This is a genomic window from Paenibacillus sp. Y951 (assembly GCF_056786395.1).
Window position 1 is genome coordinate 18,233 of record NZ_JBXCIY010000009.1, and the last position, 19,923, is coordinate 38,155.

The window sequence follows — 19,923 nt, forward strand, 5'->3', positions numbered from 1 at the left end:
AGTGTGTTAGAGACATAATAACTGTTCCTTCGGGTCGAGCTCCTACTTTGTAGGAGACCTTTTACTTTTAAATTGTCTCCTTTTCCGTTATTTGTACCAGAAATTGAGATTACCTCAACGCTGGAAATTAGTTTGTTGTGGATCGCTGTAGTTTTACTTGTGATTCCTCACTACATCGCGACAAAGGCAGGGGCACTTGATATAATAGAGAATCATGGGGTGCGACGTTTGGATTTTCTCCTGGGGTATTTATCGTCATGACTGCTTTTATCGAGTTTGTTGTGGGCTATTTACTCGTGGTGGGTATCTTGAATCGTATTCTTTCTGCCGTGCTTACTTTGATTTTTGTATCTACAACGATGCTGTTCGGAATGACGGAACTAGTAGGGCATTTCATGATCCACATTGTTTTAATTATTTTCATTATAGAGGGAGTCAGCTTTTACAAGCCCCCTGTTGAGATACATAGTAGAAGGACAGATCGGTTAATTTTTGTTTCACTCAATTTCATCTTTGCTTTGGCCACAATGATGCTGTTCTATTATCGTTTTACTTAATAAACAAGGATAGAACCCGACTTTATCGCTGGCTGAAGCGGGTTTTTATTTTTAAAGAGAAGCTTTTTTTGCTTAGTAGTGAAAACTAATTTATAATAATATGCTAATACAGATTGTATAGGAGGATGGAATGGAGTTCATAAAAAGTCAACTAGAAGAATACGGAATAGGAACGGCAACTGCTGTGTATCTTTCAAATATTATTATGATTATGTTTGTTGCTGGGCTCTGTATATTGGCAAACTATATAGCAAAAACAATTGTATTGAAGATCATAACCCATATTATTATGAACAATAAGTACACATGGGATAATATTATATTGGAGAAAAAAGTGTTCCGCAAGCTGTCTCATATCGTACCAGCCATCATTATTTATTATTTTAGTTCTGTATTTCCGACATATCAAACTTTAATTAGAGAGGGCGCATCCATTTATATCATTATAGTGGTTATAGCGGTTCTGAATGCGTTGCTCAATGCTTTTGATGATATATATCGTTCGTTTGCAGTATCCAAGATCAAACCAATTAAGGGATATATCCAGGTTGTGAAAATATTTTTATTCATCGCGGGCGCCATTGTAGTCATCTCGATTCTCATCGGACAGAATCCGTTGATCATTCTCAGTGGTCTTGGTGCACTTTCGGCTATTTTGATGTTAATCTTCAAGGATTCGATATTAGGTTTAGTGGCAGGTATTCAATTATCTTCCAACGATATGGTGCGTGTAGGGGACTGGATTGAGATGCCTAAATACAATGCAGACGGCGACGTAATTGATATCACATTGAATACAGTAAAGGTTAGAAATTTTGATAAAACGATTACGATGATTCCTAGCTATGCTCTAATTTCAGATTCATTCAAAAACTGGAGAGGCATGCAGGCTTGGGGTGGAAGACGAATTAAGCGTAGCCTCTATATAGATACAAGCAGCATACATTTTTGTACGAAGGAAATGATTGATGAATTTAAAAACATTCATTTGCTTACGGAATTTATTACGACAAGAGTAAATGAAATTGAAGAGTATAATAGTAAAAATAGAATCGATATTTCGAATAAAGTGAATGGAAGACAGCTTACAAACATTGGTGTATTCAGAGAGTATGTTCATCAATATCTCAAAAATCATCCGAAAATTCATCAGGAAATGACGCTCATTGTTAGGCAGCTAGCGCCAGGGGACAATGGATTACCTTTGGAAATTTACGCTTTCACCAACGACACCAATTGGACGGTGTATGAAACGATCCAGTCGGACATCTTTGATCATATTTTTGCAGTAGCACCGGCATTTGATCTTCGAGTCTTCCAAAATCCAAGTGGACATGATATTTCTCAATCTATAGATCGTAGTTTCGTAAAATCTCCAGTCGAACCTAGTCAACAGCAGCTGAAGGAAGAAGGAAACTGACGATAGCGGCATGAATATCATTTCAAGGCGTTATGAATTACTGCAAATTACGGAGGAGTTTTTTGTTAATTCGAGGCACAGGTGGATTTTACTTTTAGCCATGGTTGCTAGGTTGGTCGATGAAAAATTAACGAATACTACAAATCATTTCCGTGATATTCCAGATAATGATTGGGCATACGGAACGATTCAAGCGGTATGGGAGTAAATGCTAGAGAGCAAGCGTACAGCAATAGCTTTAAAAAACACTTAATCCTTGTGTTGTGTTAACACAACACAAGCAATGTTCAAGAGCAGTATTCTTTTAGATTCTATTCTATAAGGATACTGCTCTATTTTCGATCAAGATTGAATAGTGAAAACTAATCGCGCTTAACTACGTCAGTACTTTGATTAGTTGTATGACTCGTACTAAGTTTTTTTTGTTTAGTACCGGATAAGGATTTAGTTTGTGCTTGAAGCGTATTCCGATCCCAAAAGACGCCTTCGGAATAACCTTGAATCGAGAAATCTGACTCTACAAGCTCAAGGCGTTTTTCAGCTAGACAACAGTATGTTTCGTTGAGTTCGATACCTACAAAGTTTCTGTTTAATTTCTTTGCTACAACAGAAGTAGTTCCAGAGCCCATAAAGGGATCAAAAACAACATCATTCTCATCGGAGCTCGCAAGTATTATTTTAGCGAGCAGCTTCTCGGGTTTTTGAGTAGGGTGATCCGTATTTTCAGCCATTGACCAGAATGGTACCGTTAGATCCGTCCACATATTAGATGGGAATGTAAGTCTATATTTTCCATCGTCATTATCTTCCCAGTCTTTAGGTTTACCGTCCTCATTTCTATAGGGGGCAATGACTTTACGTTTCATTTTCACTCGGTCTACATAAAACTTATAATCATTCGATTTCGTACAAAACCAAATATCTTCGGAAGCATTTTTCCAGTTGCTTAAAGCTCCTCGTCCCTTTTCTCTTTCCCAAGTGATTCGGTTTAGAACATTCAAATGTTTGGAAGCGACCTCGAAAATAGAGTGGCTTGAACGCCAATCGCCACAAATATATACGGTAGCATTAGGCTTAAGAACTCTAACGATACGAGAAAACCAGGAATCTAGCCAATCTGTGTATTCTTGATTATTCATTTGATTAAATGTTTTGCCATTAAAATTTTTTGTAAGGTTATATGGTGGGTCGATAAACATTAAATCGACAAATTGATCTGGTAAATGATCAAGTGCATCGAAAAGATTTTGATGGATTGTTTTATTAATTATGTCTTGTGGAGCTGCTTTTTGGGTCAGAGTAACTAATCTACTTTTATATTTTTTTAATTCAAGGGCATCTAGTGTCATTGTTTTATTTCTGCTCGCCTTTTTATTCTCGTCATTCATCATTACGTTCAGCACCACCTAGTATTCAATAAACTCTATTATAACTCTTCCTATTGATTCTTCCACCTATAAATAGGTCAAGAGAGGACGCGAGCTGGAGCTTCTTTCCTTTATAGTTATTTGAGATGTTTTGAGAAAATGGATTGGTATAAGATGTTTCAATCTGTCGTTCAAGTGCTACAATATGAAAAGTAGTGTAATAAGGTTAGAAAAGTATAATTATAGTCATATGAAATTTGCTAGTGGAGGCTAAACTTATGTATTTACATCATCAGCAAGCGATTGAAATGGTTACGAATAAACTTAAAGTGAATGAGCAAATATTGGCGATTATTGTAGGTGGTTCCGTAGCACACGGATTCGCGAAGGAAGATTCGGATATTGATCTGATGCTAGTTGTATCGGACGAGCATTATCTTTCTTTATTAGAAAGCGGTGATATTCATTATCATGAAATAGAATCAACACCTTATGAGGGCGGCTATGTCGATGGAAAGTATACATCGATATCCTATATTCAAAAGGTAGCACAATCCGGGAGTGAGCCAGCACGATTCGCTTTCAAAGATGCGATAGTGAGTTATAGCGAGATCAACGATCTAGAAGTGCTAATCGAAGCAGTGTCGAAATATCCAATTTAAGGAAAAATCGAAGCAATGGAAAAATTCTATGCTCAATTTGAAGGCTGGAAATGGATGTTTCACGAGGGTTTGAAAAAGAATGAGCCTTATATTCTTGAATATGCGGCATCTAATTATGTGTTGTTTGCAGGCAGACTTATATTGGCTTATAACGAGGTTGTTTATCCTTATCATAAATGGTTTATGAAGGTACTAGGAAGTGTGAACAACAAGCCGGATAATCTAATTGAAATGATGAATGATGTACTGAAATATAAATCAAAGGAAACTGTTGAAGCTTTATTTGAATCTGTCTCACAATTCCATCATTGGCCTAGATCAGGGAAGGGATGGCCTATTCGCTTTATGCTCGATAGCGAGCTGAACTAGGATGACTGGACATGTGCCAGTAGCTGACATGTAGCGATTTTATGCAAATGGATCGTTGTACCATGCTGCGGGAAGGTCCTTTGTAGGTCGATGAAATGAGGTGATATCGTTATGAAAGTGGAATGTATTAAATGTTATGAATTCGGTCGTCCTCAAAATGTATTGAAGGTTGAACATACTAATATAGAGCGACCACAAGCTCATGAGGTGCTTGTTCGGGTAATAACAAGACCGATCAATCCTTCTGATTTAATACCAATTAGCGGGGCATACGCTCAACGTATTTCTTTACCTTATATTCCTGGTTATGAAGGAGTTGGAATAGTAGAAGAGGTAGGAGCTTCAGTTTCTAAAAATTTGCTTGGTCAACGTGTTTTGCCTTTACGCGGGGAAGGGACATGGCAGCAGTTTGTGAAAACTTCAGCGGAATTAGCGGTTCCTGTTCCTCATTTTATTGATGATTTTTCAGCATCACAATTATATATTAATCCGATTACAGCTCTAGTACTTTGTACGGAGGTTTTACAACTAACACCCAATGATACGTTATTAGTTAATGCATGCGGCTCATCAATTGGACATATATTTGCTCAATTAGCTAAAGCTTTTGGATTTAGATTAATTGCAATTACTAGAAATGATAAATATAGTGAGCATTTACTTAAGCTTGGTGCTTCTTATGTAATAGATACCTCGAAAGCTTCACTTTATGAAACGGTTAGAGAATTAACGAATGGTTTAGGTGCAACTGCTGCTATTGATTCGATCGGAGGCACGGCTGGTACTGAATTAGCTTTTTGTATACAGCCTAGCGGTAAGTTTATATCGATCGGTCTGCTGACGGGACTACAAGTGAACTGGGCTGATATTGTCAATAAAGCAAAGGTTCATACAAATATATTTCATTTGCGCCATTGGAATCAAAGTGTATCGCTAACGAAATGGAGAGAAATGTTTTATCATTTAATGCGACTAATTGGAGATGACAAGCTAAAGCTGATGAGAGTGGGGGCAAAATATCATCTAACGGACGTAAATGAGGCGATTATTGCCGCTGCAGCACCAAAAGAAATGAATAATGGGAAAGTTTTTTTAACGAGCTACTGAGTTCGTTTCCTAATAGGCTCGCTCCTAATACGGAAAAAAGACCATCAATATAGATGGTCTTTCGTGTGTACATTAAAACTTTCGCTCGAGTGTGGGCTGAACGAGTAAGGGCTCATTTCAAAGAAAACTCATTTAATAACCTATGAAATCGTTAGCTCAGTAGCGATTAATTTGTTTTATCAATTTCTCTTCCATTACCACTATGATTGCGTAGCTGCTCACCATTCAACAACGAAGCTTCCGTGTCTTCATTGTTAATTGAAGCTATTTCTGTTGTTTCATCTTCATGGATTTCAAATAATTGAGTGAATTCGTTAATTAATAGATCAATTGCCTTTAATTCACCGATCAAGATTTGATTGATCGATTGAAATTCTGGCTGTTCTAATTGCTGTTTAATCGTAGAACGCTTAAGTGTCATCATCTCTAGAAAGGCAATTGCTCTTCCTCGGCGGAATGTTTTCGGTCCACGATGCTCTGAACGCTCATGACCTTTGTGATGCCCACCTCGATGATGTCCCTCTTCTTTTAATTTTCCATGTCTCATCGTATGACCTCTTTTCTTGTATACATATGTATACATAGTATTATAATTTAATTGCATACATATGTATACAGTGTGTTAACATCAATATCTAAGCGGCTCTTTTTTTCATATACCGATAAAAAATCATTAATATAATAAACCAAATTGGAGTTAATAGTAGTGCTACACGAGTAGCTTCGGCCCAAAGCATAACGATTAGAATACCAACGGAAATTGCTAAAATTACATAATTTACACTTCAAAATAAATACAGTTTCTTTATGTTCAGAAATTTGCTATCCTTATCTCTGGTCATAAAATTGGCCCGCGGTTCGTAAACTTCCCGCGTTATCAAAACTAAGGAGGATTTTTGTGTTTAATTTAGGTTGGGGTATTTTATTTGTTGCAGTTAATTTCCTTTTATTTCTGGCGTGTTATCGGTTCTTTGGTAAAACGGGTCTGTATGCATGGATTGCCTTTGCAACGGTTATTGCTAACATTCAAGTGACAAAGACAATTGAGCTATCTATTTTCACTGTCAGTATCATTATGACATTAGGAAATACGATCTATACGACGATCTCTATGAGTACAGATTTACTCAATGAGAAGTATGGGCCAAAAGAGGCGAAGCGTGCCGTATGGTTTGGATTTTTCACGCTTATTACTGCTACGATTATGATGCAAATGGCGCTTAAATTCACACCACAGGAAACTGATTTTGCGCAAGGTTCGTTAGAGACGATATTCGGTCTTATGCCGCGTCTTGCTGCAGGTAGCTTGTTAGCATACTTAACTAGTCAATTTTTGGATGTGAAAGTATATGGTTATTTGAGAAAGAAATTTGGTGCTAAAAACCAGTTTTGGATTCGTACCAATGTTAGTACCGGAATTAGTCAACTTGTAGACTCGATCGTGTTTTGTACCATCGCTTTTGTTGGTACAGGACTATACACGTGGCAAGAATGGCTACAAATCGTATTTACGACATATATCTTTAAATTTATTATATCGGTTGTAGCAACTCCCGTTCTGTACTGGGCACGTAGTTTTAAAATGAACGACCAAGTAGACAGCTCCAAAAGCTAGCAACCTATCCCCATTCGATGTTGGATGGGGATTTTTCTTGTTCAGTAGCATACAACTTCATCCATTTACCTTTGTGATAGCGAAGAGAACTAATTGCTCGTGGTATGCAGTCATTTTTGTCATGGAACAGAAATCAGTTCTCGTAGCGACCTCCTATTCATTCAAGTTATTAAAAGTACTCGTTGTCGCATTAATCTTCTCAGTTATGAATGGGACGATGTTCAATGTAGCGCTCCCCGAAATAGGTAAAGAATTTCAGCTTGTTCCGTCTTATGTCAGTTGGATTATGACTAGTTATATGGTAGTATACGCGATAGGTTCTATCGTAATGGGTAAACTGGCTGATAAATACCGGTTAAAGGATTTACTAACGTACTGACTTATTATTTTTGCAATAGGTTCATCAATAGGTTTACTTGCTACGTAGTTTTGGGTTATTATTTTAGGGTGAGTTATTCAATCTGCAGGAGCTTCTGTACTACCTGCAACGGCAATGATTATCCCAACTCGTTACTTTGCGCCTGAGCAAAGAGGACGCGCACTCGGAACATCTGCGGTGGGGCAGGCACTTGGTAGTGGCTTAGGCCGGTCGTAGCAGGCTTGCTTACGAGCTTTGGTATCTGGAGACTTATGTTCGTCCTTTCTTTGCTAGCATTATTTATTATGCGTATTAGGAAATTGGCTGACAGTCGCGGTAATTTCACGCTCGTATTTGTTGCGTCAATATTGATGTTTATGGCATTCTCTCTGCTATCGACTTTTGTTGGTATATCGGCATATATTATTGCCAGTATTCTTATACTAGGGAATGTGGGTCAGATATTTATGCAGATTGCGATGTCGAATACGATCTCGCGGAAGCTACAGAAGGAGGAAATGAGTGTAGTTGGAAAGTTGCTCGATAAGGGTACAGTTTCGATTAAATTTAACCCATTGATTACAAACGTTACTTCTTATGTGTACAGTAATATATTTGTCGTGATGTCCTTATTAATTATCGCTGTTGTTGTCTTGTATCGTTATCAGTTTGCTAACAAAGCTTCTCGTACGAAAATGAATTAGCAATTAAATAAAAATGGTTAGTGGAGGAATATTGATGGATACTTCAGCTGCACCTGCCCCTTCGGGTTCTCAGCAGTATGGGAATGTGAAGAGGCTCCCAATTATGATCTCGTTAATAATTGGTGCATTTTTCTCGATACTTAATGAAACATTATTGAACGTCGCATTTCCACAATTAATGGTTGAATTGAAGGTGGAAGCTTCAACCTTACAATGGCTTTCTACGGGATATATGCTCGTTGTCGCTGTTTTAATTCCAGCCTCGGCATTATTGGTACAATGGTTTACCACTAGGCAGGTTTTTCTAGGTGCGATGATTGTATTTACAGTCGGAACCTTAGTTAGTGGTCTTGCCCCTGGATTTTCTGTACTATTAATTGGACGTATATTACAAGCGTTTGGTACAGGTTTAATGATGCCAGTTATGATGAACACGATACTGTTGTTATATCCGCCAGAAAAGCGCGGAGGGGCAATGGGGACGATCGGGCTCGTGATTATGTTCGCTCCAGCCATTGGACCAACACTTTCGGGTATTATTCTTGAATCATTAGAATGGAGATGGCTATTCTTCATCGTTTTGCCGTTTGCAATCTTCTCAATTATTTTTGCATTTATTTATTTGAAAAATTTAACAGTGCCGACGAAACCTAAGGTCGATGTAGTATCGATATTGCTGTCTACAATCGGATTTGGTGGACTCGTATTTGGATTTAGCAGCTCGTCTAAAGGCTGGGATCATATCCAAGTATATGGAATGATTATTATAGGTCTTATCGCATTACTACTGTTTGTTATTCGTCAAATGAAATTGAAAGAGCCCTTATTAGACTTGAGAGCATTTAAGTTCCCGATGTTCACGTTAACAACGATTTTGCTCATTATTATGATGATGACGATGTTCTCGACGATGGCGTTGCTACCATTCTTATTCCAAGGGGCGCTAGGGTTAACGGTTTACGCATCAGGTCTAATTATGTTGCCAGGTAGTCTCTTGAACGGACTTATTTCTCCAATAACAGGTAAGTTATTTGATAAATTTGGTCCAAGGGCGTTAATGATTCCTGGAACGATCGGGTTGGCCATTGTAATGTGGTTCTTTACCCAAGTATCCTCCACTACATCTACGACAACTTTTATTATTTTGCATGTTTGCTTAATGGTCGCGATCTCAATGATTATGATGCCAGCACAAACAAATGGCTTGAACCAACTGCCGCCACGCTATTATCCGCATGGTACGGCGATTTTGAATACTTTATCACAAGTAGCAGGTGCGATCGGCGTTGCTTTCTTCATCAGTGTGATGACGTCTGGACAAAACAATTATTTGGCGCAATCAGCTGATCCAGACTCACCGCTGCAACAGGCCGAGGCATTAGTTTCAGGTGTGCATAATGCCTTTGTTATCGGCTTTGGCTTTGCGGTGTTAGCAGTCGTAGTCGCATTCTTCACGAAGCGTGCTCAGCCTTCCAAGGAGTAAGTTAGTTAGTGTTAATCCTTCGAAGTGAATAAGTAGTACAATCGTTAACAGTTTCGCGTATATTGATTAGTGGTCCCCTTATAGTAGGCAGTGCGATAAAGTCCAGATAGCTTGGACTGACACTGCTAGCTGTAGGGGGATTTTTTATTGTGATTAAAGTGTTAACCTCTCAACAATATAATGAGGATACTGGTTCTACGTTAGAATAGGGTAACATTGGCTAACGGGTAAATAAGGGGGGTGTACTTGCAGATAACTATGATCCACTAGCCTCTGTGATTGAGGAATCCCTAAGCGCAATAAATTTTAGAAAAATAATAAAATAAACGTATATAAGCTTCATCTTCTTTTGTTAGAGTGCACTAACGATTGGGGATGAAGTTTTTTGTTTGTTTTTGATTTTAATATTTTCAAGCACAAACAAATATAGTATAGTTAATACTATGAGTAAACAAACATGAAAGCGATGAAACAAAAACAATCAGGGGGTATTTATATGGTGCAGTCTTTGTGGGATTTATCTAAAGCAACACAATTACAAACTGGATTAGATAGCTTAGTATATCGTTCCAATATTATTGGTACAGATCGTCGTGTATGTAACTATGGTGGCGGTAATACATCTGCAAAAACGGTAGTGAAGGATTTCCGTGGTCAAGATGTTGAAGTGATGTACGTCAAAGGTAGCGGGTCAGATCTAGCAACAATGAAAGCTAGCAATTTCACTGGTCTGCGCCTAGATGATATTCGCCCGCTATTCGAACGTGATGATATGAGCGATGAGGATATGGTAGCTTATCTAGCAAACTGTATGATCGATGCTAAGCATCCTCGTGCTTCGATTGAAACATTATTACATGCATTCCTTCCATATAAACATGTTGATCATACACATCCAGATTCTATCATTAGCCTATGTTGTGCCGATAAAGGCAAACAAATCGCAGAAGAAATTTTCGGTAATCGCTTCGTATGGGTACCTTATGTGCGCCCAGGCTTCACACTATCGAAAATGATCGCTGAAGGTGTACGCGCAAACCCTAATGCTGAACTAGTATTAATGGAGAAGCATGGTCTCGTAACTTGGGGCGAAACTGCTGAAGAAGCGTATGCACAGACAATCAAAATTATTACAGAAGCGGAAAGCTATATCAAATCTCAATTTGACCAAGAGAAATTATTTGGTGGCGTAAAGCATGCTGAACTTCCAACTGAGGTGCGTCGTTCGATTATTGCTAGTGTTATGCCGCTACTGCGTGGTGCGGTTAGTGACGAAAACCAGATGATTCTTTCCTTCGATGATGAAGATGATGTGTTGGCATTCGTTGGTGGCGTTGATTCTCCAGCTTTATCACAAATTGGCGCTGCTTGTCCCGATCACCTTGTTCATACAAAGGTTGTTCCTTTATTCATCGATTGGACACCTGATGCGGATAATGTTGAGGAGCTTAAAGCAAAGCTTGTTGAAGGTGTAGCTGCCTATAAAGCAGAATATGCGGCATATTTCGAGCGCAACAAGCATGAAGGCGACAAAATGTTCGAGGCTGCTCCGCGTGTTATTCTAATCCCCGGTGTCGGAATGATTAACACAGGTAAGAGCTGGAGTATGTCGCAAGTAAGTGGTGCGCTTTATCATCGTGCCATTGCGGTAATGCGCGGTTCAACAGCGCTTGGCAGTTTCGTTTCGCTAAGTGAAAATGAATCTTATAATGTTGAATATTGGCCGCTAGAATTATATAAATTAACACTTGCTCCTGCAGAAGCTGAATTCTCGCGTCAGGTTGCTTTTATTACTGGTGGTGCTGGCGGTATCGGAAGTGCAACTGCTCGTGTGTTAGTTGAAGAAGGAGCGCATGTTGTATTAGCGGATCTTAACCTTGAAGGTGCGCAGAAGGTAGCAGCAGAGTTAAATGCTGAGTTCGGTGAGCATCGTGCGCTAGCAGTTAAAGTTGATGTGACAAGCGAGGAGCTCATTCAAGCTGCTTATGCTGAAACGGCAATTAATTACGGCGGTGTTGATATTATCGTTAACAATGCAGGGCTAGCAACTTCTAGTCCATTTGACGAAACATCACTGAAAGAGTGGAACTTGAATATGAATGTTCTCGGTACAGGTTACTTCTTAGTGGCAAGAGAAGCGTTCAAGATTATGAAGCAGCAGTCACTTGGTGGAAGTATGGTATTTATCGGCTCTAAAAACTCGATCTATGCAGGTAAAAACGTTACTGCATATAGCTCAGTTAAAGCGCTTGAAGCACATCTAGCTCGTTGTATTGCTGCTGAAGGTGGCGAGTTTGGTATTCGTGTTAATACGATTTTACCTGATGCAATCTTGCAAGGGTCCGCGATCTGGAATGGTAATTGGCGTAATGAACGTGCCGCAGCATATGGCATTGAACCAGACCAACTAGAGGAGCATTATCGTAAACGGACGACGTTGCTTGTTAATATTTATCCGCGTGATATTGCTGAAGGTGTAGCCTTCTTTGCTTCTTCCAAATCAGCAAAAACGACGGGGTGTATGCTTACAATAGACGGAGGCGTACCAGCAGCATTCACTCGATAGGTAGTTCAAAACGTACGACTGTGATCACGATGCTTATGCTGTCGTAGCGTAGTCGGCGGCGAATATGCCCTCCATCAAAAGCCTGCGTGTGCTCGTGTACCAATAACGTACACTGTGCTACTCGTTTTTGCTGAAGTGCATCTTCTTGGTGCTGACAGCCGAACGTTTTAAACCTTTATTGGAAGCTTCGTGCAACTGCTTCGTGGGTTGACCGCTTTTGTACTTGTGCCGTACACGTTGCTGGGTTTTGTTTCATTGCTTGTGATAATGATACTTAGGCGGCGAATATGCTTCCTTCGAATAGGAAGCGGACTTGCATTATTTATAGATTAAGACTGGAGGTTTGTGTTATGTTTCAAGCAACAGGTGAGAAGCATTGGATTATTCCGGATGGTTACATTCCCCCTACTAGTACTGGGGAGTTAATGAGCCATGAGTCAATCTGTGTGTTGAATACATCCTCCGAGGAAGCTCTAATTACGATCACGATCTTCTTTGAGGACCGTGAACCAATCGAAGATATTGCAGTAGCTGTAGCTGGTAGAAGAACGAAGCATATTCGCACGAGTTCTCTAATTAAAGGCGAGCAATCTATTCCAACTGGTGTACCTTATGCAATAGAGGTTTCCAGTGATATTCCTATCGTTGTGCAGTATAGCAGATTGGATAGTACTCAGGCGGCTAACGCATTAATGTCGACGATGGCTTTTCCTTTGTAAGAGGTAGTTCAAAACGCAGACTTTGATAACGATATAGTCCAAAAATATTAGGAGGGTGTTCAAATGAATGATCGCGCTTATGCTTTATTTGAGGAACAGCAACAGGCTAGAGGAATTGATTTAACTATTGTGAGAGAAAAGCTGAAAGCTTTTAAGATAGAAACACCATCATGGGGTTATGGAGATTCAGGTACACGATTCAAAGTGTTCCAAAAGCAAGGTATTCCTCGCAATCCATTTGAAAAATTTGAAGATGCGGCACAGGTTCATAAATTCACTGGTATTGCGCCATCTGTAGCGATTCATATTCCTTGGGATAAAGTTGATGATTATAGTAAACTTCGCTCACATGCAGAAGGCTTAGGATTAACGATCGGAGCGATTAACCCGAATTTATTCCAGGATGATGATTATATGCTTGGAAGCGTAACCAACTCTGATGCTGCGATTCGTAGAAAAGCTACTGATCATTTGTTAGAATGTGTTGACATTGCCAAGGAAACAGGCTCCAAAGATTTAAGCTTATGGTTTGCTGATGGTACCAATTATCCAGGTCAAGGTAATATTCGTAAGCGTAAAGGCTGGATGCAGGAAGCACTAACGGAAATGTATAAAGCGATGACACCGCAGATGAGAATGCTTATCGAATATAAATGCTTTGAGCCAGCGTTCTATCATACTGATCTTGCCGATTGGGGTATGGCGTACAATTTGGCAATGAAGCTAGGTCCACAAGCAGAAGTGCTCGTTGATACAGGACATCATCTTCAAGGTGCAAATATCGAGCATATTGTTGCTTATCTTATTGATGAAAAACGTTTAGGCGGATTCCATTTCAACTCTCGTAAATATGCTGATGATGATCTTATTGTTGGTACAACGAATCCATATGAACTATTCCTTATATTCTATCAAATTCTGAATGCTGCTAATGATACTGACGCTGCTATCGCTTCATGTGTGAACGATATCGCGTACATGATTGATCAGTGTCATAATATTGAACAAAAGATACCAGCGATGATTCGCTCTGTACTTAATGCTCAGACACAATATGCGAAAGCGCTATTAATTGATCATGTTGAGGTAGAAGCTGCTTCTGAGCGTCATGATGTGCTAGGAGCTGAGGATGCTGTGCGTCGTGCTTTTGAGTTCGATGTAAGGCCATTGCTATATTCCATCCGCGAGGAACAGGGGCTAGCTGTCGATCCGATGCAAGCGTATATAGCAAGCAAATACAATGACAGCATTCAGGCTCGCGGCAAAGGTGGTGCAAGCTGGTGAGTTATGTTCTTGCTTTTGATCTCGGCGCGAGTAGTGGCAGGGCGATGCTCGGACGTATTCATGAGGGCAAGATTGAGCTAGAAGAGCTTCACCGGTTTTCTAATGATCCTGTGCAGGTCAACACCCGTTTGTATTGGGATATATTACGGCTATGGCATGAGATGAAGCAAGCGCTGTTAAAGGCGAAGTATCGTGGTGTTAAGCTCGATAGCATTGCGATTGATTCATGGGGGGTAGATTTTGGGCTGCTGAATGAAGCGGGCGAGCTATTATCGAATCCCTTTCACTATCGCGATATTCAAAACAATGAAGCATACGAAGAGGTTGTTGCGGGGTTAGGCGCCGAGCGTATTTTTCAGCAGACAGGTATTCAGCTAGCATCAATTAATACCCTTTATCAGCTAGCGGCGATGAAAAAACATAATCATCCTGCATTGCAGGAAGCGAAGCATTTACTGATGATCCCGTCCTTACTGCGCTACTTTCTAACAGGTGAGAAGTTGAATGAATTTACAAATGCAACAACAACGCAAGTCTATAACCCGATTACGGATGATTGGGATAGACAACTGCTTGAACAGATTGACATTGATCCAGCAATATTTGCTAAAGCTGTGCAACCAGGCACAGTCGTCGGTATGCTGCAGCCAACACTTTGTGAAGAATTAGGTATTGAATCCGTTCCAGTTATCGCGACGGCGGAGCATGATACAGCATCTGCTGTTGCAGCTATCCCTGCTACATCAGAGAGATTTGCCTACTTAAGCAGTGGAACGTGGTCATTGATGGGTACAGAAATAACTCAGCCTAATATAACAGAGCAAGCCAGACAGCATAACTTTACGAATGAAGGTGGAGTGAATCATACATTCCGTTTTCTCAAAAATATTATGGGACTATGGATGATTCAGCAATGCAAGCTCGCATGGGAAAAGCAAGGTGAACAATATTCGTTTGCCGAACTCGTTGAATTAGCAGCTGCAGCCGAGCCGTTCGCGACATATATAGATGTCGATGATGCACTGTTTCTTAGTATAAGTAATATGCCTGCGCAGATTGATCGATATTGTCAGCGCACGGGTCAGACATCGCCTGCATCAATTGGCAGCTATGCTCGTACTATATTTGAAGGATTAGCTTTCAAGTATCGCTATACTTTAGAGACGATGGAGCAATTAACAGGAATCTCTTACACTGGACTTCATATCGTTGGCGGTGGTATTCAAAATACGCTGCTCTGTCAGTGGACGGCTAATGCGATTCAAAGATCGGTATGGGCTGGACCAATTGAGGGTAGTGCGATTGGCAATATGCTAGTACAATGGATATCGAGTGGACAATTAAGCGATATAGGGCAAGCGCGTCAGCTGGTGCAGCAATCCTTTGCGATCGAGAAGTATGAGGCGGAGGATTGTCAGTCTTGGAGCGAGGCGTATGCTAAGTTTCAGCACATTGTTGGGCTGGGCGAGGCAGTTACAGATTAGACTGAACTTGCACTTATAGAATAAAATAACGATTAAGTTTGAGAAAGAGGTAGGGTATGTTAGTTGCGGAACGTTATGATTACATTGTACAGCTTGTCAACGAAAGAGGGAGTATTCGGGTCACGGAGCTTAGTGAATTATGTGACGTAACCGAGGAAACGATACGTCGTGATTTGGATCGATTAGAGCAAGCTGGACGGCTACGTCGTTCACATGGCGGTGCCGTTAGTGTAAAGGAGCAACAGCAGTCTGAAATTCCTTACTTCGAGCGTGAGGTAGTATCGGCAGAGGAAAAGAAGCGCATTGCTACGGAAGCGATTAAGCTTATAGCTCCTAAGGATCGCATTATACTCGATGCGAGTACGACAGCATGGTATATGGCCGCTTCTATGCCAGATATTCCGATGACCGTACTAACTAATTCTATTAAAGTAGCGATAGAACTTTCCAATAAAGAGAAGATTGAGGTCATCTCGACTGGCGGTATTTTGGCACCGAAAAGCTTGTCTTATGTTGGGCCATTAGCGGAGCGTTCCTTGGATGCTTATCATGTAGATAAAGCTTTTATTTCCTGTAAAGGCGTCCATTTGGAAAAAGGAATGAGTGAATCCAATGAGCTGCAAGGTAGGATTAAGCAAAAAATAGTAGGGATGGCGGATCAAGTTATTTTACTAGCCGATTCTAGTAAATTTGGCGTACAGGCATTTTCGAGCTTTGCAGAGCTAGCTGATGTAACGGATGTTGTAACGGATACAGCGATCTCCGAGGAGTTTGTTCATGCGTTACGTCAGATGCAAATCAGTGTCTACACTGTCTAAGCGGACTTTGATAACGAGGTTTGGCTGATGTAGCGTATTCGACATCGAATATAAAGCGAACTTGGGAAGTCCGGTACGCATGTACCAATAACGTACATTTGCGTTTCCTCCCTCCACAAGTAGCGCTCTATCTTCTCGGTTCTGAAAGCCCGCCTTTTGAGCATGAACTAGAAGAAACTTTCAAAAATAGCGCTAGCTTCAACTGAAGCTCAGCGCTATTTTTGAAAGTGATCAACAGAGTAAGGTAAGCTCACTCTGAGAACAAAAATGAACAAAGCAACTTTTTTCTTTAATGGGCATGGTAGCACCGTTAGTAAAAGAAACAAAGCAACTTTTTTCTTTAATGAGCATGGTAGCACTACCATAAGACATGAACTAAGATAGGAGTGAAAAAATGAAGGTATCATTATTTATAACATGCTTAAGTGATGCACTATTTCCAAGAGTCGGAGAGGCAATGGCTCGCTTGCTCGCACGTTATGGTGTAGAGCTACACTTCCCGACTGCGCAAACCTGTTGTGGGCAGCCTGCTTTCAATAGTGGTTATTGGAAGCAAGCACGAGAGTCTGCGATTACGATTATTGATGCTTTTGAAGACAGCGACTTTGTCATTGCACCCTCAGGCTCCTGTACAGGAATGCTTCATCATTATCCGAAATTGTTTGAAAATGATCCTGTTTATTTGCAACGAGCAGAACGGCTGCGAGCAAAATCGTACGAATTTACCCAGTTTCTCGTCAATGTATTAGACGTTACGGATGTAGGGGCTGCATTTTCGCATAAAGTAACCTATCATCCATCCTGTCACGGCACACGTATACTCGGGGTAAAGGAAGAACCATTATTGCTGATGCAGCAGGTGAAGGGGCTGGAGCTTGTACCACTGCCCTTTGCTGAGGATTGCTGCGGATTTGGTGGTACGTTTGCGATTAAGATGGGCGATATATCTGGAGCGATGGTAACAGAGAAGGCGGATCATGTCATTGAAAGTGAGGCTGAGGTGCTAGTTGGACTCGACCTTGCATGCTTAATGAATATTGCCGGTAATCTTATGCACCGCGGTGAGAAGGTTCGCGTTATGCATTTGGCAGAGCTGTTATATGAAGGAGTGAGTGAAGGTGAGTCAAACCCAATTGAAGCATAATACAGTTAAAGCAAGAGCCGAGCTTGCACTTAATGATGAGTTTTTGCGTAAAGCGGTTAAATTTACAACCGAGCGTCTGCGTAACGGCAAGAAAGCAGCAACGGAAGAGCATGGGAACTGGGAGGATTGGCGTGAACGCGGACGTCAAATTCGGCTCCATACGATTGCTCATCTCGACTATTATTTGCATACCTTTGTAGAAAACGCACGTGCCAATGGTGTCCATATTCATTTTGCCGATACAGCAGCAGAAGCGGTGCAAATTACTTTAGATATCGCCAAGCAGGTCGAAGCGAAGTCAGTTGTTAAGTCAAAGTCGATGGTATCTGAGGAGTTGCATTTGAATACAGCGCTGCAATCGATTGATGTCGAGGCGATTGAGACTGATCTTGGTGAATATATTATTCAGCTAGCCAATGAAACCCCTTCTCATATCGTCATTCCTGCCATTCATAAAAACCGCTATCAAATCGCAGATCTACTAAGCAAAGAAGCGGGCTATGAGTTGGAGCCAGATACGACGGTCCTTGCTGGATTTGTCCGTAAGAAGCTACGTGAGAGCTTTCTGGAAGCAGATATTGGGATGACAGGCTGTAACTTTGCGATCGCTGAGACTGGCTCGATGGTGCTGTTTGAGAATGAAGGTAATGCTAGAATGGTGACGACATTACCAAAAACACAAATTACATTGATGGGTATGGAGCGAATTATTCCTTCGTGGGCGGATCTTGAAGTGATGGCAACGTTATTGCCACGTTCAGCTACAGGACAGAAACTAACGATGTATATGTCAGGGATTACAGGACCGAAGCGTCAAGCGGATGGAGATGGTCCTGAGGAAATGCATATTATCATTGTCGATAATGGACGCTCACTACAGCTTGGGGACCCTGAATTCCAAGAATTATTGAACTGTATTCGCTGCGGTGCTTGCTTGAACGCTTGTCCTGTCTATCGTCATATTGGCGGTCATGCTTACGGAGGAACGTATAGTGGCCCTATTGGAGCGGTACTGACTCCATCGCTGAAAAGTAAGGTAGAGGATTGGGACGATATTGCCAATGCATCGAGTCTATGTGGTGCTTGCTATGAGGCTTGCCCAGTGAAAATTCCATTGCATGATATGCTTGTCTACTTGCGTCGTCGTAAAGTAGAAGCGGGCTATGGTAATAAGCTGGAAGGTCTCGGGATGCAAGGCTTTGCAACAGTGATGGGTAACTCCGGTCGCTTTGGCGGCGTGCTGAGGCTTGGAAAGCTAGGACAAAAGCTCGTCGTGCGTAATGGTGTCATTAAGACGAAGCTTGGACCATTGAAGTCATGGAACAAATATCGGGTCACACCAAGCCTGCCTAAGGAATCGTTCCGCGATCGTTGGGAGCAGTTAGAGCGTGAATTTACAGCGCAGCCACCTGTTATGTCTGAGGATATGAAGCAGCGCTTAGAGCGTATTGCTATGGAGCAGCAGCAGTCGGTCAAGAAGGGTGGTCAACACAATGAGCACTAATGCGGAGAAGCATCAGGCTTGGTTAGCGCAATTAACGGAGCAATCCAAAGCCAAGCAAGAGAAATTTATGAACAATATTTCATCGCGACTCGGTCATCCACGTATGATGGAAGCGCCGCAGCATCCGTTCCGAGGCGCACCAGAATTTTGGAGTGAAAAGAATTGGTCGACGGAGCAATGTATCGAGAAATTCACAGAAAATTTCTTAGCTGTCGGTGGTCATGTTCAGCGTTGTAACAGTATGGAGCAAGTAGCTGATTTCATTGCGGGCAAGGCTAAGGAGATGAATCCTACACATATTTTACGTCAGGATGAGCAGGAACTAGCAGAGTTGTCGCTAGAGAACTTAATTCCAAGCGCGACGATAAATGTGTGGAATAGCGATGCGGAGATGTTATGGAAGAGTGAAGCGGCACAGGCTGATTTTGGTATCGTCTATGCTGATCACGCAGTCGCTTATACGGGAAGCGTTGTAGTGAAATCTGCGAAGGAGAAGGGACGTTCGGTTAGCTTGCTGCCAACGGTACTCTTCATCGTTATACCTGCTTCGCGAATGGTGACACGACTGGGTGAAGTATTAATGACGTTTGACGAAGTAGGGCGAGAGAATTTACCTGCGGGTATTCACTTTATATCAGGACCAAGCCGCTCATCAGATATCGAGAACGATCTAACGATTGGTGTACATGGACCAGGGGTTGTGTATGCTTTGATTGTGGGTTAGGAGAGTTTCTTTTAATTGTTTTTATGTAATATTTCATT

Annotated in this window: 17 protein-coding genes and 1 pseudogene; 16 read left to right on the forward strand and 2 right to left on the reverse strand. The window is 41.1% G+C overall.

Features of this window, described 5'->3' with window-relative positions:
• Positions 1 to 687: 687 nt before the first annotated feature.
• Both AC1TPB_RS14125 and AC1TPB_RS14130 read left to right on the forward strand, forming a co-directional pair.
• The gene (locus tag AC1TPB_RS14125; protein ID WP_482077091.1) at positions 688 to 1,977 is read left to right on the forward strand and encodes a mechanosensitive ion channel family protein; all 1,290 of its coding nucleotides are present in this window, start codon (positions 688 to 690) and stop codon (positions 1,975 to 1,977) included.
• Positions 1,978 to 1,987: 10 nt separating this feature from the next.
• Positions 1,988 to 2,185, forward strand: a complete 198-nt coding sequence (locus AC1TPB_RS14130) for a hypothetical protein (RefSeq protein ID WP_482077092.1) — start codon at positions 1,988 to 1,990, stop codon at positions 2,183 to 2,185.
• Between the two features lie 154 nt (positions 2,186 to 2,339).
• On the opposite strand, the gene AC1TPB_RS14135 is transcribed toward AC1TPB_RS14130, so the two are convergent.
• Positions 2,340 to 3,368, reverse strand: coding sequence for a DNA-methyltransferase (locus AC1TPB_RS14135; RefSeq protein ID WP_482077093.1), 1,029 nt, complete (start codon positions 3,366 to 3,368; stop codon positions 2,340 to 2,342).
• Positions 3,369 to 3,622: 254 nt separating this feature from the next.
• Here AC1TPB_RS14135 and AC1TPB_RS14140 point away from each other — a divergent pair, with 254 nt between their 5' ends.
• The 3 genes from AC1TPB_RS14140 (at position 3,623) to AC1TPB_RS14150 (ending at position 5,482) form a co-directional block, all read left to right on the forward strand.
• Positions 3,623 to 4,006, forward strand: a complete 384-nt coding sequence (locus AC1TPB_RS14140) for a nucleotidyltransferase domain-containing protein (RefSeq protein WP_482077094.1) — start codon at positions 3,623 to 3,625, stop codon at positions 4,004 to 4,006.
• 15 nt (positions 4,007 to 4,021) lie between these two features.
• Positions 4,022 to 4,375, forward strand: coding sequence for a hypothetical protein (locus tag AC1TPB_RS14145; RefSeq protein ID WP_482077095.1), 354 nt, complete (start codon positions 4,022 to 4,024; stop codon positions 4,373 to 4,375).
• 111 nt (positions 4,376 to 4,486) lie between these two features.
• Positions 4,487 to 5,482 (forward strand): zinc-dependent alcohol dehydrogenase family protein, encoded by a 996-nt coding sequence (locus AC1TPB_RS14150; RefSeq protein WP_482077096.1) that lies wholly within the window; start codon positions 4,487 to 4,489, stop codon positions 5,480 to 5,482.
• Between the two features lie 166 nt (positions 5,483 to 5,648).
• Here AC1TPB_RS14150 and AC1TPB_RS14155 read toward each other — a convergent pair whose 3' ends face one another.
• Entirely contained in the window at positions 5,649 to 6,029 is a 381-nt protein-coding gene (locus AC1TPB_RS14155; RefSeq protein ID WP_482077097.1) for a hypothetical protein, read from the reverse strand.
• 351 nt (positions 6,030 to 6,380) lie between these two features.
• Here AC1TPB_RS14155 and AC1TPB_RS14160 point away from each other — a divergent pair, with 351 nt between their 5' ends.
• The 11 genes and pseudogenes from AC1TPB_RS14160 (at position 6,381) to AC1TPB_RS14210 (ending at position 19,885) form a co-directional block, all read left to right on the forward strand.
• Positions 6,381 to 7,097: a queuosine precursor transporter gene (locus AC1TPB_RS14160; RefSeq protein ID WP_482077098.1), complete on the forward strand. Its 717-nt coding sequence runs from the start codon at positions 6,381 to 6,383 to the stop codon at positions 7,095 to 7,097.
• Positions 7,098 to 7,218: 121 nt separating this feature from the next.
• Positions 7,219 to 8,159, forward strand: a pseudogene (locus AC1TPB_RS14165) (MFS transporter).
• A 34-nt stretch (positions 8,160 to 8,193) separates the two neighbouring features.
• Positions 8,194 to 9,642 carry an MDR family MFS transporter gene (locus AC1TPB_RS14170; RefSeq protein WP_482077099.1) on the forward strand — a complete coding sequence of 483 codons (1,449 nt, stop codon included), beginning with the start codon at positions 8,194 to 8,196 and terminating at the stop codon, positions 9,640 to 9,642.
• Between the two features lie 496 nt (positions 9,643 to 10,138).
• The gene (locus tag AC1TPB_RS14175) at positions 10,139 to 12,208 is read left to right on the forward strand and encodes a bifunctional aldolase/short-chain dehydrogenase (RefSeq protein ID WP_482077100.1); all 2,070 of its coding nucleotides are present in this window, start codon (positions 10,139 to 10,141) and stop codon (positions 12,206 to 12,208) included.
• Positions 12,209 to 12,558: 350 nt separating this feature from the next.
• Positions 12,559 to 12,927 carry a sensory rhodopsin transducer gene (locus AC1TPB_RS14180; protein ID WP_482077101.1) on the forward strand — a complete coding sequence of 123 codons (369 nt, stop codon included), beginning with the start codon at positions 12,559 to 12,561 and terminating at the stop codon, positions 12,925 to 12,927.
• Between the two features lie 63 nt (positions 12,928 to 12,990).
• Positions 12,991 to 14,211: an L-rhamnose isomerase gene (gene rhaI / locus AC1TPB_RS14185; RefSeq protein WP_482077102.1), complete on the forward strand. Its 1,221-nt coding sequence runs from the start codon at positions 12,991 to 12,993 to the stop codon at positions 14,209 to 14,211.
• On the forward strand, positions 14,208 to 15,695 hold the full coding sequence (locus AC1TPB_RS14190) for a rhamnulokinase (protein ID WP_482077103.1): 1,488 nt from the start codon (positions 14,208 to 14,210) through the stop codon (positions 15,693 to 15,695). Before rhaI ends, AC1TPB_RS14190 begins: the two co-directional genes overlap by 4 nt.
• A gap of 56 nt (positions 15,696 to 15,751) precedes the next feature.
• A complete protein-coding gene (locus AC1TPB_RS14195) occupies positions 15,752 to 16,513 on the forward strand; it encodes a DeoR/GlpR family DNA-binding transcription regulator (protein WP_482061883.1) in 762 nt (253 codons plus the stop codon).
• A gap of 394 nt (positions 16,514 to 16,907) precedes the next feature.
• Complete coding sequence (locus AC1TPB_RS14200) at positions 16,908 to 17,657, forward strand: (Fe-S)-binding protein (RefSeq protein ID WP_482077104.1); 750 nt, start codon at positions 16,908 to 16,910, stop codon at positions 17,655 to 17,657.
• Complete coding sequence (locus AC1TPB_RS14205) at positions 17,632 to 19,161, forward strand: LutB/LldF family L-lactate oxidation iron-sulfur protein (RefSeq protein WP_482077105.1); 1,530 nt, start codon at positions 17,632 to 17,634, stop codon at positions 19,159 to 19,161. The genes AC1TPB_RS14200 and AC1TPB_RS14205 overlap by 26 nt, the downstream gene beginning before the upstream one ends.
• Positions 19,151 to 19,885 carry a LutC/YkgG family protein gene (locus AC1TPB_RS14210; protein ID WP_482077106.1) on the forward strand — a complete coding sequence of 245 codons (735 nt, stop codon included), beginning with the start codon at positions 19,151 to 19,153 and terminating at the stop codon, positions 19,883 to 19,885. Before AC1TPB_RS14205 ends, AC1TPB_RS14210 begins: the two co-directional genes overlap by 11 nt.
• Positions 19,886 to 19,923: the final 38 nt, after the last annotated feature.

Bases quoted from the DNA above. Each gene is read 5' to 3' on its own strand.
- AC1TPB_RS14125 (WP_482077091.1), top strand. From the start codon at position 688: ATGGAGTTCATAAAAAGTCAACTAGAAGAATACGGAATAGGAACGGCA.
- AC1TPB_RS14130 (WP_482077092.1), top strand. From the start codon at position 1,988: ATGAATATCATTTCAAGGCGTTATGAATTACTGCAAATTACGGAGGAG.
- AC1TPB_RS14135 (WP_482077093.1), bottom strand. From the start codon at position 3,368: ATGATGAATGACGAGAATAAAAAGGCGAGCAGAAATAAAACAATGACA.
- AC1TPB_RS14140 (WP_482077094.1), top strand. From the start codon at position 3,623: ATGTATTTACATCATCAGCAAGCGATTGAAATGGTTACGAATAAACTT.
- AC1TPB_RS14145 (WP_482077095.1), top strand. From the start codon at position 4,022: ATGGAAAAATTCTATGCTCAATTTGAAGGCTGGAAATGGATGTTTCAC.
- AC1TPB_RS14150 (WP_482077096.1), top strand. From the start codon at position 4,487: ATGAAAGTGGAATGTATTAAATGTTATGAATTCGGTCGTCCTCAAAAT.
- AC1TPB_RS14155 (WP_482077097.1), bottom strand. From the start codon at position 6,029: ATGAGACATGGAAAATTAAAAGAAGAGGGACATCATCGAGGTGGGCAT.
- AC1TPB_RS14170 (WP_482077099.1), top strand. From the start codon at position 8,194: ATGGATACTTCAGCTGCACCTGCCCCTTCGGGTTCTCAGCAGTATGGG.
- AC1TPB_RS14175 (WP_482077100.1), top strand. From the start codon at position 10,139: ATGGTGCAGTCTTTGTGGGATTTATCTAAAGCAACACAATTACAAACT.
- AC1TPB_RS14180 (WP_482077101.1), top strand. From the start codon at position 12,559: ATGTTTCAAGCAACAGGTGAGAAGCATTGGATTATTCCGGATGGTTAC.
- rhaI (WP_482077102.1), top strand. From the start codon at position 12,991: ATGAATGATCGCGCTTATGCTTTATTTGAGGAACAGCAACAGGCTAGA.
- AC1TPB_RS14195 (WP_482061883.1), top strand. From the start codon at position 15,752: ATGTTAGTTGCGGAACGTTATGATTACATTGTACAGCTTGTCAACGAA.
- AC1TPB_RS14200 (WP_482077104.1), top strand. From the start codon at position 16,908: ATGAAGGTATCATTATTTATAACATGCTTAAGTGATGCACTATTTCCA.
- AC1TPB_RS14210 (WP_482077106.1), top strand. From the start codon at position 19,151: ATGAGCACTAATGCGGAGAAGCATCAGGCTTGGTTAGCGCAATTAACG.